The organism is Klebsiella sp. KPN54798, from assembly GCF_021184225.1.
Taxonomy (GTDB): domain Bacteria; phylum Pseudomonadota; class Gammaproteobacteria; order Enterobacterales; family Enterobacteriaceae; genus Klebsiella; species Klebsiella pneumoniae.
This window is the reverse complement of record NZ_CP089234.1, coordinates 3,753,338-3,768,928: the sequence shown is the minus strand read 5'-3', so window position 1 is coordinate 3,768,928 and position 15,591 is coordinate 3,753,338. Positions and strand designations below refer to the sequence as shown.

Annotated in this window: 14 protein-coding genes and 1 pseudogene; 10 read left to right on the top strand and 5 right to left on the bottom strand. The window is 59.7% G+C overall.

Going from position 1 to position 15,591, the window contains the following annotated elements:
- Nucleotides 1–3: 3 nt before the first annotated feature.
- The 3 genes from kdpB to kdpF are packed head-to-tail and all read right to left on the bottom strand — an operon-like array spanning nt 4 to nt 3,841.
- Nucleotides 4–2,052, bottom strand: coding sequence for a potassium-transporting ATPase subunit KdpB (gene kdpB / locus LPQ25_RS18195; protein WP_004147607.1), 2,049 nt, complete (start codon nt 2,050–2,052; stop codon nt 4–6).
- Nucleotides 2,053–2,072: 20 nt separating this feature from the next.
- Entirely contained in the window at nt 2,073–3,752 is a 1,680-nt protein-coding gene (kdpA, locus tag LPQ25_RS18190) for a potassium-transporting ATPase subunit KdpA (RefSeq protein WP_004142245.1), read from the bottom strand.
- Complete coding sequence (kdpF, locus tag LPQ25_RS27440; RefSeq protein WP_077250504.1) at nt 3,752–3,841, bottom strand: K(+)-transporting ATPase subunit F; 90 nt, start codon at nt 3,839–3,841, stop codon at nt 3,752–3,754. Before kdpF ends, kdpA begins: the two co-directional genes overlap by 1 nt.
- Nucleotides 3,842–4,147: 306 nt before the next feature.
- On the opposite strand from kdpF, the gene LPQ25_RS18185 reads away from it, so the two are divergent.
- Both LPQ25_RS18185 and phrB read left to right on the top strand, forming a co-directional pair.
- Nucleotides 4,148–4,357 (top strand): DUF2517 family protein, encoded by a 210-nt coding sequence (locus tag LPQ25_RS18185; RefSeq protein ID WP_004142243.1) that lies wholly within the window; start codon nt 4,148–4,150, stop codon nt 4,355–4,357.
- 183 nt (nt 4,358–4,540) lie between these two features.
- The gene (gene phrB, locus LPQ25_RS18180) at nt 4,541–5,983 is read left to right on the top strand and encodes a deoxyribodipyrimidine photo-lyase (protein WP_012737661.1); all 1,443 of its coding nucleotides are present in this window, start codon (nt 4,541–4,543) and stop codon (nt 5,981–5,983) included.
- Here phrB and LPQ25_RS18175 read toward each other — a convergent pair.
- Nucleotides 5,955–7,433: an MFS transporter gene (locus LPQ25_RS18175; protein ID WP_004142240.1), complete on the bottom strand. Its 1,479-nt coding sequence runs from the start codon at nt 7,431–7,433 to the stop codon at nt 5,955–5,957. The genes phrB and LPQ25_RS18175 overlap by 29 nt on opposite strands.
- A 267-nt stretch (nt 7,434–7,700) precedes the next feature.
- On the opposite strand from LPQ25_RS18175, the gene LPQ25_RS18170 reads away from it, so the two are divergent.
- The 8 genes and pseudogenes from LPQ25_RS18170 (at nt 7,701) to nei (ending at nt 14,035) form a co-directional block, all read left to right on the top strand.
- Nucleotides 7,701–8,444, top strand: coding sequence for a type 2 GTP cyclohydrolase I (locus LPQ25_RS18170; protein WP_012737662.1), 744 nt, complete (start codon nt 7,701–7,703; stop codon nt 8,442–8,444).
- A 14-nt stretch (nt 8,445–8,458) separates the two neighbouring features.
- On the top strand, nt 8,459–9,115 hold the full coding sequence (gene pxpB / locus LPQ25_RS18165) for a 5-oxoprolinase subunit PxpB (protein WP_004176857.1): 657 nt from the start codon (nt 8,459–8,461) through the stop codon (nt 9,113–9,115).
- Nucleotides 9,109–10,042, top strand: a pseudogene (gene pxpC / locus LPQ25_RS18160) (5-oxoprolinase subunit PxpC). The gene pxpB and the pseudogene pxpC overlap by 7 nt, the downstream one beginning before the upstream one ends.
- Nucleotides 10,032–10,775: a 5-oxoprolinase subunit PxpA gene (gene pxpA, locus LPQ25_RS18155; protein ID WP_002894926.1), complete on the top strand. Its 744-nt coding sequence runs from the start codon at nt 10,032–10,034 to the stop codon at nt 10,773–10,775. Before pxpC ends, pxpA begins: the two are co-directional and overlap by 11 nt.
- A gap of 81 nt (nt 10,776–10,856) precedes the next feature.
- Complete coding sequence (locus LPQ25_RS18150) at nt 10,857–11,582, top strand: DUF969 domain-containing protein (RefSeq protein ID WP_002894928.1); 726 nt, start codon at nt 10,857–10,859, stop codon at nt 11,580–11,582.
- A complete protein-coding gene (locus LPQ25_RS18145; protein WP_004176855.1) occupies nt 11,579–12,574 on the top strand; it encodes a DUF979 domain-containing protein in 996 nt (331 codons plus the stop codon). The genes LPQ25_RS18150 and LPQ25_RS18145 overlap by 4 nt, the downstream gene beginning before the upstream one ends.
- 9 nt (nt 12,575–12,583) lie before the next feature.
- Nucleotides 12,584–13,228 (top strand): pyroglutamyl-peptidase I, encoded by a 645-nt coding sequence (gene pcp / locus LPQ25_RS18140; RefSeq protein WP_004183438.1) that lies wholly within the window; start codon nt 12,584–12,586, stop codon nt 13,226–13,228.
- A gap of 15 nt (nt 13,229–13,243) precedes the next feature.
- Nucleotides 13,244–14,035 (top strand): endonuclease VIII, encoded by a 792-nt coding sequence (gene nei, locus LPQ25_RS18135; RefSeq protein ID WP_048336738.1) that lies wholly within the window; start codon nt 13,244–13,246, stop codon nt 14,033–14,035.
- A gap of 88 nt (nt 14,036–14,123) precedes the next feature.
- Here nei and gltA read toward each other — a convergent pair whose 3' ends face one another.
- Nucleotides 14,124–15,407: a citrate synthase gene (gene gltA / locus LPQ25_RS18130; protein WP_002894943.1), complete on the bottom strand. Its 1,284-nt coding sequence runs from the start codon at nt 15,405–15,407 to the stop codon at nt 14,124–14,126.
- Between the last annotated feature and the right edge of the window lie 184 nt (nt 15,408–15,591).

Here is a 15,591-nt window from a genome sequence, read left to right as displayed (position 1 = left end):
TCCTCACACCAGACCGCTCAGGGTCAGCAGCAGGTCGATGGCTTTAATACCGATAAAGGGCACCAGCAGACCGCCGAGGCCGTAGATCCACAGGTTGCGGCGCAGCATCGCTGAGGCGGAGAGCGGGCGATAGCTGACGCCTTTCAGGGCCAGCGGGATCAGGAAGACGATGATCAGCGCGTTGAAGATAACGGCGCTGAGGATCGCCGATGAGGGCGAATGCAGGCCCATCACGTTCAGCATGGCCAGCTGAGGATAGACCGCGGCAAACGCCGCCGGAATAATGGCGAAATATTTCGCCACGTCGTTGGCAATACTGAAGGTGGTCAGCGAGCCGCGCGTCATTAACATCTGTTTGCCGATATGGACCACCTCAATCAGCTTGGTGGGGTTGGAATCCAGGTCGACCATGTTGCCCGCTTCCTTCGCCGCCTGGGTGCCGGAGTTCATGGCTACCGCCACGTCGGCCTGAGCCAGCGCGGGCGCGTCGTTGGTGCCGTCGCCGGTCATCGCCACCAGCCGACCTTCCGACTGGTACTGGCGGATCAGCGCCAGCTTGGCTTCCGGCGTCGCTTCGGCGAGGAAATCATCGACGCCGGCCTCGGCGGCGATCGCCGCGGCGGTCAGGCGGTTATCGCCGGTGATCATCACCGTTTTAATGCCCATTTTGCGCAGCTGGGCGAAACGTTCTTTGATGCCGCCTTTGACGATATCTTTGAGCGCAATAATCCCCAGCACCTTTTCGCCTTCGGCGACCACCAGCGGCGTGGCCCCCTGGCGAGCGACCTCTTCCACCTGTTTATCGACATCGGCAGGGAAGTGGCCGCCGTTGGCCTCCACGTGGCGGCGAATGGCGTCCACCGACCCTTTGCGGATCATGCGCTGATCGATATTGATGCCGCTCATCCTCGTTTGCGCGGTAAAGGGGACAAAGGTGGCGTGCAGCGACTGCAGATCGCGTTCGCGCAGGTTAAAGCGCTGTTTCGCCAGCACCACGATGCTGCGCCCCTCAGGGGTTTCATCCGCCAGCGAGGAGAGCTGGGCGGCGTCGGCGAGGGTTCGCTCTTCCACGCCGCGAGCCGGCAGGAAGGCGGAAGCCTGGCGGTTGCCGAGGGTAATGGTCCCGGTTTTATCCAGCAGCAGGACATCGACGTCGCCAGCGGCTTCCACCGCGCGGCCGCTGGTGGCGATCACGTTGGCGCCGAGCATACGGCTCATCCCGGCGACGCCGATGGCCGACAGCAGCCCTCCGATGGTGGTCGGGATCAGGCACACCAGCAGGGCGACCAGTACGGTAACGCTGACCGCATTGCCGCTCCACGCCGAGAAGGGCCAGATGGTGGCGGTGGCCAGCAGGAACACCAGCGTCAGGGCGATCAGCAGGATCGTCAGGGCGATCTCGTTCGGCGTTTTACGGCGCTGGGCGCCTTCCACCATGGCGATCATCCGGTCGAGGAAGGTTTCTCCCGGGTTCACGCTGCAGCGGATCACCAGCCAGTCGGAGAGAATGCGTGTCCCGCCGGTCACCGAGGCAAAATCGCCACCGGATTCACGGATCACCGGGGCAGACTCGCCGGTAATGGCGCTTTCGTCCACCGAGGCGCCGCCTTCGATGACTTCGCCATCGCAGGGGATAATATCCCCGGCTTCCACCAGCACCACGTCGCCTTTGCGCAGGTCTTCCGCCGGCACGTGGTCGACCGGCGCGTCATGCTGCGGGGCGCGCAGTTTGCGGGCGAAGGCCGTTTTTTTCACCCCTTTCAGGCTGTTGGCCTGGGCTTTGCTGCGGCCTTCCGCCATCGCTTCGGCAAAGTTGGCGAACAGCACGGTAAACCACAGCCAGATGCTGACGGCGGCGGTAAAGGTGGCGCTACCGGTCAGGGCGCCGCCAGCCATGGCGATCGCCAGCAGGGTGGTTAACAGGCTGCCCACCCAGACGATAAACATCACCGGATTGCGCCATTGCACCATCGGGCTGAGTTTTTTCACGGCATCCAGCAGCGCCTGGCGCACCAGCGTCGGCTCCAGCAGGGCTAATTGTTTGCGACTCATAACAGGGTGCTCCGCATCGCTCAAAGTAAGGAAAAGTGTTCAGCCAGCGGGCCAAGCGCCAGCGCAGGAATAAAGGTCAGGGCGCCCACCAGCAGCACGGTGCCGATCAGTAAACCGATAAACAGGGCGTCGTGAGTGGCCAGGGTGCCGGGGCTGGCCGGTTGAATTTTCTTCGCCACCAGCGAGCCGGCGATGGCCATCACCGGAATGATGACGGCGAAGCGGCCGACCAGCATGCAGAACGCCAGCAGCAGGTTCCAGAACGGCGTCGCCGCACCCAGGCCAGCGAAGGCGCTGCCGTTGTTATTGGCCGCCGAGGTGACGGCGTACAGCACTTCGCTAAAGCCGTGCGGTCCAGGGTTGAACATCCCGGCGCGGCCGGCGTCGGTCATCATCGCCAGCGCCGTGCCAAGCAGCACCAGCGTCGGGGTGACCAGAATGGCGAGGGCGATCATTTTCATTTCCCGGACATCGATTTTCTTCCCGAGGTACTCCGGGGTGCGGCCGACCATCAGCCCGGCGATAAATACCGCCAGCATAACGAACAGCAGCATGCCGTACAGGCCCGAGCCGACGCCGCCGAACACCACTTCGCCAATCTGCATCAGCCACATCGGCACCATGCCGCCCAGCGCGGTGAAGGAGTCATGCATGGCATTGACCGCGCCGCAGGAGGCGGCGGTGGTGATCACCGCGAACAGACTGCTGGCGAGAATACCGAAGCGACTCTCTTTACCTTCCATATTCAGGCTACTGTCAGCGCCCAGCGTCAGCAGATGCGGATTGCCGCGAGTTTCCGCCCACATCACCACGGCGACGCAGAGGATAAAGATCAGCGTCATTGCCCACAGGATGGCGCGTCCCTGACGCCGATCGCTTACCACCTCGCCGAAGGCGAAGCACAGCGCCGCCGGGATCAGGAAGATCGCCAGCATCTGCACGAGATTGGTCAGCGCGGTCGGGTTTTCAAACGGATGGGCGGAGTTGGCATTGAAGAAACCGCCGCCGTTAGTGCCCAGCAGCTTAATCGCTTCCTGTGAGGCGACAGGCCCCATCGGCAGCAGCTGGTGCACCCCTTCGAGGGTGGTAAAGGGCTGGTAAGCCTGCAAATTCTGCGGCACGCCCTGCTGAATAAAGAACAGGGCCACCAGCAGAGAGAGCGGCAGCAGCAGCCACAGGGTAATGCGCGTCAGGTCGACCCAGGCATTGCCGAGGGTCGACATTTTCTGCCGGGCGAAGGCGCGGGTCAGGGCGAAGACCACGGCGATGCCGGTGGCGGCGGAGAGGAAATTCTGCACCGTCAGGCCGACCATCTGGCTGAGATAACTCATTGTGCTTTCGCCGGCGTAAGCCTGCCAGTTGGTATTGCTGACAAAGCTGATCGCGGTATTGAGCGCCAGATCCCATGACAGCCCCGGCAGGTGCTGCGGGTTAAACGGCAGCACGCCCTGGAGCATCAGCAGGGCAAACAGCGCCAGGCCGCCGAGGGCGTTAAACAGCAGGAGCGCCAGCAAATACTGCAGCCAGCCCATCTCTTCGGCGCGGATCCCGGCCACGCGCCACAGGACGCGCTCGACCCCGGCCAGGCCGGGAAGCGGGATGTCATTCACCATTCTTGCCAGACACATCCCCAGCGGGCGCGCCAGCACCAGCAATACCAGCAGATAGCTGGCTAATAATAAAAATCCCTGGGCAGCCATCAGAATGCCTCCGCATGTATCAAGGCATAAACCAGATAAGCCAGTAACAGGAACACCAGCCCAACGCCAGTGAGTACGCCTGTAGTCACAATCCACCTCCGGGTGTGTTTTCGATTTACCTGGAGGATAGAAATTACGGCGCAAAGATTTCGCAAAAATCCGCGGGTGCGGTGTAAAAAAAGTATAAAAATGACAAAGGCACAAATTAACTGATGGTTAGTATTAATTTAACTTTTTCGTAACTAATTTACGTGGCGAATGTAAATTAAGTATAAATACGTGCTTTTTAGTGGTCGGATGAGTAGTAAAATTACAAGCAGAGCGGTATTATTTTGCTCAGACAAACATGATTAATTTTACCGGCGCTGCTTGCCGGCCTGACAAAGGGGAGAGAAATGATGGCGTTGTACAAAGCTTATCCTGCTCATATTATTTTGCTGCGTCGTGCTTTCGCCGTCGTGGCTGGCGTCGCGGCGCTGCCGGTGATGCTGTTCTGGAAAGATCGCGCCCGCTACTACAGCTGGCTGCACCGGGTGTGGTCGAAAACCAGCGAGCAGCCGGTGTGGATGGCGCAGGCGGAGAAAGCCGCTCACGATTTCTATTAATCCTCCTGCTGCGAAGAAAATAACAAGACCGCCGGGTTGCCCCGGCGGTTTTTTTTCGCCGCTTGTCTACACTCGTTTTTATGCGCCGCCTTGGAATTGGCAGGTGCGTATTTTGCCGGAGCGCGCTATTTTTGCCGGCTTAGATCATAAGATGAATATTGCTGACGGATAATAAGGAGTGATATGGCCACCCATCTGGTCTGGTTACGCACGGATTTACGCATTCACGATAACCTGGCGCTGGCTGCCGCCTGCCGCGATCCGCAGGCGCAGGTGCTGGCGCTGTATATCGCCACCCCGGGGCAGTGGCGTGAACATCACCTGGCGCCACGGCAGGCCGCTTTTATCGCCAGCCATTTACAGAGTCTGCATGCCGCGCTGGCGGAACGGGGCATACCGCTGTGGGTAGAAGAGGCGGACGATTTTACCGCCAGCGTCGAACGGCTGGCCGATTTTTGCCAGCAGCATCAGGCCAGTCACCTGTTCTACAACTATCAGTACGAATTCAATGAACGCCAGCGCGATGCCGCCGTTGAGAACACCTTGCGCGACGTGATTTGCCAGGGCTTTGACGACAGCGTCCTGTTGCCGCCCGGCAGCGTACTGACCGGTGGCGGCGAAATGTATAAAGTCTTCACCCCGTTTAAAAATGCGTTTATTCGCCGTCTGCGGGACGGGCTGCCGGCGTGCGTGGCGGCCCCGAAGCCGCGCCAGGCGCCTGCCCGCCAGGCGCCGCCGCTGCCTGAGCTTAACTACCCGCAAACGCCGTTTGACGGGCTGCTGTTTGCCGCGGATGAAAAAACGGCGCTGGCGCGTCTGCGCGCGTTTTGTCAGCAAGCGGCGGCGGATTACGAGGGGCAGCGCGACTTCCCGGCCGTGGAAGGGACCAGTCGCCTGTCGCCCTGCCTGGCCATCGGCGTGCTGTCCCCCCGCCAGTGCCTGCATCGTCTGCTGACGGAACATCCCGCCGCGCTGGACGGCGGAGCCGGCGCCACCTGGCTTAATGAGCTGATCTGGCGCGAGTTTTATCGCCATCTGATGGTCTACTATCCGAAGCTCTGTAAAGGACGGCCATTTACTGCCTGGACAGATAAGGTCGCCTGGCGCGCAGAGGAGGCCGCCCTGCAGGCCTGGCAGCGCGGGGAGACCGGTTTTCCGATTGTTGATGCCGCCATGCGCCAGCTGAACGCCACCGGCTGGATGCATAACCGGTTGCGCATGATTGTCGCCAGCTTCCTGACCAAAGATTTGCGCCTCGACTGGCGGGCGGGCGAGCGCTATTTCATGAGCCAGCTGATTGATGGCGACCTGGCGGCGAATAACGGCGGCTGGCAGTGGGCGGCTTCAACGGGCACCGACGCCGCGCCCTATTTCCGCATATTTAACCCCACCACCCAGGGCGAAAAGTTTGATAAACAGGGGGTGTTTATACGTCGCTGGCTGCCGGAGCTGGCAAAGGTGCCGGAGAAGGCCCTGCATCAGCCGTGGGCGTGGGCGGATAAACAAGGGATCACGCTGGACTATTCGCGCCCGATAGTTGATCACAAGCAGGCGCGGCAGGAGACGCTGGCGGCCTGGGAGGCCGCCAGAAAAGGAATTACTCCACCGCCAGACGGCGGGTCCTGACTTTCAGCGAATGATACAGCCAGATGACCAGCACCACGCCGACGCAGGCCAGCGCGCCCCAGGTGATCTGGCTGAAGACGGTAATGTAGGCGTCAATGGAGTAGTTCACCGCTCCGGCGGCGTCGAATGACGCCTGCGAGGTCTGGTCGGCGATTACGCCGGCCAGATAGTTGGCGATGGCCCCTGAGAGCAGCATATAAATACCGGTCAGCACCCCAGTGACACCCGGGATCTCAATGCGGGTGATCTGCGACATGGCGACCGGGTCGATAAACAGTTCGGCAAAGCCCATCACCGCCAGACCCAGCACCATCAGCGGCATGGACGACTGACCATAGGCCGCCGACCAGCGGGCGCTGAGGGTCAAAATGCAGAACCCGGCGCTCATCAGGCCCAGACCGAGGGCAAATTTCCCCCAGATGCGCACGGTGCGATTGCCGTTCACGCTCTCTTTCACCAGCCACGCCAGCACCATGCCGCAGAGCATCACCGCGAAGGCGTTGATTGACTGGAACATAGCGGTAGGGACTTCGTAGCTCATGATATGGCGGTTAACGAAGCGGTCAATATACAGGCTGATGGAGCTCCCGCCCTGCTGGGCGAAGGCCCAGAACAGCAGGCTGAAGGCGGTCAGGACGACGATCAGGCGCAGATCCTTGCGCTGTTTATCGGTTTCGGCGCGCAGGTAGATCCGCGCCAGTACCGCGAGGCCAATGGCCGTAGCCACGATCAGGGCATACACCGACCACTCCTGCCAGAACAGTACCGCAATCAGCAGCGGGGCGGTAACCAGCAATACCAGCAGCCAGCCCCAGTTCGGCAACAGGAAGCGGCGCGCGCACAGCGCCTGGCGGTTGACGCCGGCGGTATGCTGGAAATGACGGTTGCCGCAGAGGAAAATCACCAGCCCCGCGACCATGCCGATGGCCGCCAGGGCAAAGCCCATCGCCCAGCTATACTCCTCCTGTACGTAGCCGCAGGCGATCGGCGCGATAATCGAGCCGATATTGCCGGCGGCATACATCAGCGAAAAGCCGCCATCGCGACGCGGATCGGCGGGTTCGTACAGCTCGCCCAGCAGACAGCTGACGTTGGATTTAAACAACCCGTAGCCGCAGACGATGATCGCCAGCGACAGGTACAGGAAAACCGGAGCGGTTTCGCTGGCCCCGAGCACCAGATGGCCAATGGCCATCAGCAGCGCGCCGAGCATGACCGCCATCCGGTTGCCTAACAGCTTATCGGCCAGATAGCCGCCGAGGATCGGCGTCACATAGACCAGCGAACAGTAGGCGCTGAACAGGGCGTAGGCATGGTTATCGTCATATTTGAGCTGATTGGTGAGATAGAGGATCAGCAGGGCGCGCATGCCGTAAAAGCTAAAGTACTCCCAGATTTGCAGCGCCACGACGTAGTAGATCGCCCGCGGCTGCGATGATGTTGTCTGCATATGAAGTGTGTTTCCTGGCGTAAAGCGAAAGTCGATCGTTCTGCATGAATAGCGATTTATCAGTCATATTCATGGCTTGAGGGGCTTTCTGATTATTTAATATGCTTTATTAGTGCATAAAAATACACTAATGCGCGGCGGGATGAATAGACAAATTGCGGGATTCGTTAAAAAGTCATGGTCAGTGACGGTAGCGGACTATCGACGACCCGAATGGATATGGTTATGTTATGCCTTTGTATAACCTGATTATCTGCTGGAGTGGCGATGAAAAATAGCGAACTGGAACAACTGATTAACGACAAGCTCAATAGTGCGGCCATCAGTGACTTCGCCCCTAACGGTCTGCAGGTGGAAGGACGCGAAACGGTGCACAAGATCGTCACCGGAGTGACGGCCTGCCAGGCGCTGCTGGATGAGGCCGTCCGTCTGCAGGCGGATGCGGTGATTGTTCATCACGGCTATTTCTGGAAAAACGAATCGCCAGTGATCCGCGGCATGAAGCGCCGTCGCCTGAAAACCCTGCTGGCCAACGATATCAATCTCTACGGTTGGCACCTGCCGCTGGATGCCCATCCGGAGCTGGGCAATAACGCGCAGTTGGCGCATCTGCTGGGGATTAACGTGCTCGGCGAAATCGAACCGCTGGTGCCGTGGGGCGAGCTGTCGATGCCGGTTTCCGGCCTCGAACTGGCCTCGTGGATCGAAGCGCGACTGGGGCGCAAGCCGCTGTGGTGCGGCGATACCGGGCCGGGCACCGTCAGCCGCGTCGCCTGGTGTACCGGCGGCGGCCAGAGCTTTATCGACGCCGCGGCGCGCTTTGGCGTGGACGCCTTTATCACCGGCGAAGTGTCGGAACAAACTATTCACTCTGCCCGCGAGCAGGGCCTGCATTTTTATGCCGCCGGCCACCACGCCACCGAGCGGGGCGGCATTCGCGCCCTCAGCGAATGGCTGACGGAAACGACCGATCTGGATGTTACCTTTATTGATATTCCTAACCCTGCCTGACGGGAGAGAAGAAAGTGCAGCGAGCGCGTTGTTATCTGTTAGGTGAAACGGCGGTGGTCCTGGAGCTTGAGCCTCCGGTGACCCTGGAGAGCCAAAAACGTATCTGGGGACTGACGCAGCGGTTGACCGATCGCGAAGAGGTGGTTGAAGTGATCCCGGGGATGAACAACATCACCGTTGTGCTGCGTCGTCCGCAGGAGATGGCGTGGGAGGCGATTGACAAGCTGCAGCGCTGGTGGGAAGAGAGCGATGCGCTGGAGCCGGAATCCCGTGAGATAAGTATCCCGGTTATCTACGGCGGCGAGGCGGGACCAGATCTTGGCGACGTCGCGCGCCATAGCGGTTTGAGCGAAAAGCAGGTGGTCGAACTGCACTCTTCGGTGGAGTATATGGTGTGGTTTCTGGGTTTCCAGCCGGGGTTTCCGTATTTTGGCGGCCTGCCGGAGCAGCTGGCGATGCCGCGTCGCGCCGAGCCGCGCGTACTGGTACCGGCGGGATCCGTCGGTATCGGCGGATCGCAAACCGGTATTTATCCGCTGGCGACGCCGGGCGGCTGGCAGCTGCTGGGGCGCACGCCGCTGGCATTATTCGATCCAAAACGTGAAGAGCCGGTGCTGCTGCGTTCCGGCGATCGCGTGCGCTTTGTGCCGCAGAAGGAGGGGGTATGTTGAAATTTATCCGCGCCGGCATGTATACCTCGGTACAGGATGGCGGCCGGGAAGGCCAGCGCCAGTGGGGGATTAGCCGCTGCGGCGCGCTGGATAAACCGGCGATGACCATTGCCAATCTGCTGGTGGGCAATGCGCCGGAGGCGGCGGCGCTGGAAATTACGCTGGGTCAGATCGATGTGCAGTTCACCCACCACTGCTGGTTCGCGTTGACCGGCGCCGCCTGTGAAGCGACGCTCGACGGCGCGCCGGTCTGGTTGGGCTGGCGAATGGAGGCGAAGGCCGGGCAGCGGCTGGTGCTGAAAAATCCTCAGCATGGGATCCGCAGCTATCTGGCGGTCGCGGGCGGTATTGATGTCCCTGAAGTTTTAGGTTCCCGCTCTACCGATCTGAAAGTCGGTATCGGCGGAATCGAAGGGCGCCGGTTGCAGGATGGCGATCAAGTGAAGAATTGGGAAATCGTCCCGCCGCTTTAGCACCTCGCGCGGCGTTAAACAGCTGCCGATAGGCAATATTATTCGCGCGCTGCCGGGACCGGAGTATCACGAATTCGACAGCGTGTCGCAGGAGTCTTTCTGGCGCTCGCCGTGGAAGCTGAGTCCGCAGAGCAACCGTATGGGCTACCGCCTGCAGGGGCAGCCGCTCAAGCGCACAACCGACCGGGAAATGCTCTCTCATGGCCTGCTGCCCGGCGTGGTACAGGTACCGCATAACGGCCAGCCGATTGTGTTGATGAACGATGCGCAAACCACCGGCGGCTATCCGCGTATAGCCTGCATTATTGAAGCCGATATGTACCAACTGGCGCAAATTCCGCTAGGTCAGCCGATCCATTTCACCCCCTGTTCGCTGGAGGAAGCGCTAAAAGCGCGCGCCGACCAGCAGCGCTACCTTGAACAACTGGCCTGGAGATTAAGCGATGAAAATTGATTTAAATGCCGACCTCGGCGAAGGCTGCGCCAGCGATAGCGCGCTGCTGCAGCTGGTCTCTTCCGCCAATATCGCCTGCGGCTTTCACGCCGGCGATGCGGTTCTCATGCAGCAATGCGTGCGCGAGGCGCTGAAAAACGGCGTCGCTATCGGCGCACACCCGAGCTTCCCGGACCGGGAAAATTTCGGTCGAACCGCGATGCAGTTACCGCCAGAGACGGTCTACGCCCAGGTGCTGTACCAAATTGGCGCGCTGGCGGCAATCGTACACGCCCAGGGGGGCGAGCTGCGGCACGTCAAACCGCATGGCATGTTGTACAACCAGGCGGCGAAAGAGCCGCCTTTGGCCGACGCTATCGCCCGTGCGGTGCGCGATGCCGACGCCGACCTGGTGCTGGTTGGGCTGGCGGGCAGCGAGCTTATCCGCGCCGGACAGCATTATCAGTTGACGACGCGCCAGGAAGTCTTCGCCGATCGCGGCTATCTGGCCGACGGCAGCCTGGTGCCGCGCAGCCAACCGGGCGCGCTGATTGAGAGCGAAGAGCAGGCGCTGGCGCAAACGCTGGAAATGGTGCAGCACAATCGGGTGCGCAGCCTGAGCGGCGAATGGGCGCATGTTAAGGCGGAAACGGTCTGCCTGCATGGCGATGGCGCTCACGCGCTCGATTTCGCCCGACGCTTGCGCGCCGCGTTTGCCGGGCGGAATATCGACGTCAGCGCGGACCTCGAGTAATAGTCCGCCTAAGTTATTAATAATAATTAAATCAAATAATTAACAACACTCACAATACTCACAACTGAACAGGACGTTATTATGCAAGAGGCGATATCCCTCTGGCCGCTAATCGGCATTGCCGTGATTGTGGTCGGTTTTGTATTACGCTTTAACCCGGTGCTGGTGGTGATTATCTCCGGGATCGTCACCGGCGTGGCGGCGCATATGCCAATAGCCACTATTCTGGAGAAACTGGGCGAGGGCTTCCTGAATACCCGTAATCTGCCGTTTATTCTGCTGCTGCCGCTGGCGGTGATCGGGCTGCTGGAGCGCCATGGTCTGAAAGAGCGGGCGCAGGCGTGGATCGCGAAGATCCATAGCGCGACCGCCGGACGTCTGCTGATCGTCTATCTGTTTGTGCGCGAAGCCACCGCCGCTCTGGGGTTGACCAGCCTCGGCGGACATCCGCAAATGGTGCGCCCGCTGCTGGCGCCGATGGCGGAGGGGGCGGCGGAAAAGCGCTTTGGCCCGCTGCCGGGCAATGTACGCTACCGCCTGCGCGCGATGTCGGCGGCGACCGATAACGTCGGGCTGTTCTTCGGCGAAGATATTTTTGTCGCCTTCGGCGCGATCATCTTCATGCACAACTTTATGCTGGAGTCGGGTGGGATCCAGACGGAACCGTTGCATATTGCCCTGTGGGGGATCCCGACGGCGATCTGCGCCTTTCTGATCCACGCCGCGCGCCTGTGGCGACTCGATCGCCATCTCCAGCGCGAGCTGGACCGGATAAACGCCGGGCAGGCGAAAGGCGGTGCGGCATGAATTTCCAGCAAACCTATTTATACTGGCTGGCCGGCGCGGTACTGCTGGTCGTGGCTATCATGTCCTGGCGCGACAAAAGCAATCCGCGGCGTCTGACAACCGGTCTGTTCTGGGGCCTGTACGGGCTGGTGTTCTTGCTCGGCGACTGGACATATCAACTGGTGGGCGATAAGCGTACGGTGAATATCGCTGTCGGCGGGGTGGTGGTCGTCCTGGCGCTGATCGCCGGTTTTGGCGGCGTGCGCCTCGGCAGCTACCATCAGCGTACCCAGGAAGAGAAAACCGCCAGCGCGAAACGCCTCGGCAACAAACTTTTCTTTCCGGCGCTGGCGATTCCGGTCGTCACCGTCATTGGCGTACTGCTGTTTAACAATCTGCCCTCATGGCAGGTGGCGCTCTTCGGGCCGGGCAACCACGCGACGCTGATTACTCTGTTCTCGATGACTGTCGGTACGCTGATTGGCCTGGCGATGGCGATTCGTATGACGCATGAAACGGTGGCGCAGCCAATGCAGGAAGCGCGCCGTTTGCTTGATTCCGTCGGCTGGGCCTTTATCCTGCCGCAAATCCTCGCGGTGCTGGGGCTGCTGTTTACCGCAGCGGGCGTCGGAACCAGCATTTCATGGCTGACCGAGCACTATCTGGCGGTCGATAACCGCTTTATCGCCGTGGCTGTGTATGCCATCGGCATGGCGGTGCTGACAATGGTGATGGGCAACGCCTTTGCCGCTTTCCCGATTGTGACCGCCGGAGTTGGCATTCCGATTTTAGTCCTGCAGCACGGCGGCAATCCGGCGGTAATGGCGGCGATTGGTATGTTTTCCGGCTACTGCGGCACGCTGATGACGCCGATGGCGGCGAACTTCAATATTGTCCCGGCGGCGCTGCTGGAATTGCCGGATAAAAACGCGGTGATTAAAGCACAGATACCGACCGGTATCCTGCTGCTTATCGTCAATGTATTCTTACTCTATTTCCTGATGTTCCTGTAAGGAGGGATGATGGCTGGCGTATTGATTACCGGTTTTGAGCCGTTCGGCGGCGAAACGGTTAATCCTTCATGGGAAGTGGTTAAGCAGCTGGATGGCATGATTATTCGCGGACAGCAGGTGGTGGCTAAACAATTACCCTGCGTATTCGGCGAAGCGCTGACGGTGCTGAAGGCGGCGCTGGAAACCTATCAACCGCGGCTGACGATTGCCGTCGGACAGGCCGGCGGCCGTGTCGATATTACCGTCGAACGTGTAGCGATCAATGTCGATGATGCGCGGATCCCCGACAATAAAGGCCAGCAACCGATCGACGAGCCGATCGTCGCTAATGGCCCTGCGGCCTGCTTCAGTACGCTGCCGATCAAAGCGATCGTCAGCGCGCTGCGCCAGCAGGGGATCCCGGCCTCGGTGTCGCAAACCGCGGGCACCTTCGTCTGCAATCACGTGATGTATGGTTTGCTGCATCAGCTGCAGGGAAAAAGCGGGCAGAAGGGCGGTTTTATCCATATTCCTTATCTGCCTGAACAGGCGGCGGCCCACCCGGGGCAGGCGAGTATGTCGGTCGCGACGGTACGCGCGGCGCTGGAAACGGCGATTGCCGTCGCCCTTGAACAGGATGACGATGTCAAAATTGGCGGCGGCGCCACCCATTAACAGAAGGATGACAGTATGCCGGAAGGTCCGGAGATCCGCCGTGCGGCGGATAAACTGGAGGCGGCAATCAAAGGCGAACCCTTAACCAACGTCTGGTTCGCCTTTCCTCAGTTGCAACCCTATCAAACTCAGCTAATTGGTCAGCGGGTGACCCATATCGCCACCCGCGGCAAGGCCCTGTTAACCCACTTCTCCGGCGGATTGACCCTGTATAGCCATAACCAGCTGTACGGCGTCTGGCGTGTGGTGGATGCCGGCGTTGAGCCGCAATCGAACCGCGTACTGCGCGTCAGGCTGCAGACCGCCAGCAAGGCGATTTTGCTCTACAGCGCGTCGGACATTGATATCCTCACGGCGGAGCAGGTTGCCAACCATCCGTTCTTGCTGCGCGTCGGACCGGACGTGCTGGACATGACGTTAACCGCGGAGCAGGTGAAAGCGCGGCTGCTGTCGGCCAAATTCCGCAATCGTCAGTTTTCCGGCCTGCTGCTGGATCAGGCTTTTCTTGCCGGGCTCGGAAACTATCTGCGGGTAGAAATTCTCTGGCAGGTGGGATTAAGCGGTAAGCGTAAAGCCGCTGAACTGAGCGACAGTCAGCTGGATGCGCTGGCGCACGCGCTACTCGATAACCCGCGGCTGTCCTATCGTACTCGCGGTCTGGTGGATGACAACAAGCATCATGGCGCGCTGTTTCGCTTTAAGGTCTTCCATCGCGATGGGGAAAGGTGCGAACGCTGTGGGAGAATCATTGAGAAGACGACGCTCTCCTCGCGGCCATTTTACTGGTGTCCAGGATGCCAGCATTAAGCCGGCTGGCGGGCGATTTCAGCATGAAGCGCGTTATCAGGCATAAAAACGCGCCAGCAGGCGCGTTTTTATGATCCGGACAGTGAGATTAACGCTTAATGTCGGACTGGAAATCGCGTTTGGCGTAGCCGGTATACAGCTGACGCGGACGGGCGATCTTCATGCCATCGCTGTGCATTTCGTTCCAGTGCGCAATCCAGCCCACGGTACGCGCCATGGCGAAGATAACGGTAAACATGGAGGACGGAATACCCATCGCTTTCAGGATGATACCGGAGTAGAAGTCGACGTTCGGATACAGTTTCTTCTCGATGAAGTACGGGTCGTTCAGCGCGATATGCTCCAGCTCCATGGCCACCTGCAGCAGGTCGTCTTTGGTGCCCAGCTCTTTCAGCACTTCATGGCAGGTTTCACGCATCACGGTGGCGCGCGGATCGTAGTTTTTGTAAACACGATGGCCGAAGCCCATCAGGCGGAAAGAGTCATTCTTGTCTTTCGCACGACGAACAAATTCCGGAATGTGCTCAACGGAGCTGATCTCTTCCAGCATTTTCAGCGCCGCTTCGTTGGCGCCACCGTGTGCCGGTCCCCACAGGGAGGCGATGCCCGCAGCGATACAGGCGAACGGGTTAGCGCCGGAGGAGCCCGCGGTACGTACCGTGGAGGTCGACGCGTTCTGCTCGTGATCGGCGTGCAGGATCAGAATACGATCCATCGCGCGCTCCAGCACCGGATTGACTTCATACTCTTCGCACGGTGTCGCAAACATCATGCGCAGGAAGTTGCCGGCGTAGGAGAGGTCGTTGCGCGGATAAACAAACGGCTGGCCGATAGAATACTTGTAACACATGGCTGCCATGGTTGGCATTTTGGACAGCAGACGGTAGGCGGCAATCTCGCGGTGACGCGGGTTATTCACGTCGAGGGAATCATGATAGAACGCCGCCAGCGCGCCGGTGATCCCGCACATCACCGCCATCGGGTGGGAATCGCGACGGAACGCGTGGAACAGACGGGTGATCTGCTCATGAATCATGGTGTGGCGGGTGACGGTAGTTTTGAATTCGTCATATTCGGCCTGGGTCGGCTTTTCGCCGTACAGCAGGATATAACAGACTTCAAGATAATTAGATTCGGTCGCTAACTGGTCGATCGGGAAGCCGCGGTGCAGCAGGATCCCCTCGTCACCATCGATAAACGTAATTTTAGATTCACAAGAAGCCGTTGATGTGAAACCTGGGTCAAAGGTAAATACGCCTTTTGAACCAAGACTACGAATATCAATAACATCCTGACCGAGCGTGCCTTTTAGCACATCCAGTTCAATAGCAGTGTCACCACCCAGGGTGATTTTTGCTTTAGCATCAGACATTTATGGTCTCCTTAGCGCCTTTATTGCTTAAGACTGCCGGGTGGTGGATTTGCTTTCGGCCCGCGCCTGCATACGTTACCAGTTTGTTATGTTGCACACAGCTCTGCGTCAGCGAAAAGGGCAGGGTACAGAGCAACGGCGCTTGATGGCACGTCCTTCAGGGCTGCGGTGAAACAACAGCAAA

Bases quoted from the DNA above. Each gene is read 5' to 3' on its own strand.
- nei (WP_048336738.1), top strand. From the start codon at position 13,244: ATGCCGGAAGGTCCGGAGATCCGCCGTGCGGCGGATAAACTGGAGGCG.
- kdpA (WP_004142245.1), bottom strand. From the start codon at position 3,752: ATGGCTGCCCAGGGATTTTTATTATTAGCCAGCTATCTGCTGGTATTG.
- pxpA (WP_002894926.1), top strand. From the start codon at position 10,032: ATGAAAATTGATTTAAATGCCGACCTCGGCGAAGGCTGCGCCAGCGAT.
- LPQ25_RS18185 (WP_004142243.1), top strand. From the start codon at position 4,148: ATGATGGCGTTGTACAAAGCTTATCCTGCTCATATTATTTTGCTGCGT.
- kdpB (WP_004147607.1), bottom strand. From the start codon at position 2,052: ATGAGTCGCAAACAATTAGCCCTGCTGGAGCCGACGCTGGTGCGCCAG.
- LPQ25_RS18170 (WP_012737662.1), top strand. From the start codon at position 7,701: ATGAAAAATAGCGAACTGGAACAACTGATTAACGACAAGCTCAATAGT.
- pcp (WP_004183438.1), top strand. From the start codon at position 12,584: ATGGCTGGCGTATTGATTACCGGTTTTGAGCCGTTCGGCGGCGAAACG.
- phrB (WP_012737661.1), top strand. From the start codon at position 4,541: ATGGCCACCCATCTGGTCTGGTTACGCACGGATTTACGCATTCACGAT.
- LPQ25_RS18175 (WP_004142240.1), bottom strand. From the start codon at position 7,433: ATGCAGACAACATCATCGCAGCCGCGGGCGATCTACTACGTCGTGGCG.
- gltA (WP_002894943.1), bottom strand. From the start codon at position 15,407: ATGTCTGATGCTAAAGCAAAAATCACCCTGGGTGGTGACACTGCTATT.
- LPQ25_RS18145 (WP_004176855.1), top strand. From the start codon at position 11,579: ATGAATTTCCAGCAAACCTATTTATACTGGCTGGCCGGCGCGGTACTG.
- LPQ25_RS18150 (WP_002894928.1), top strand. From the start codon at position 10,857: ATGCAAGAGGCGATATCCCTCTGGCCGCTAATCGGCATTGCCGTGATT.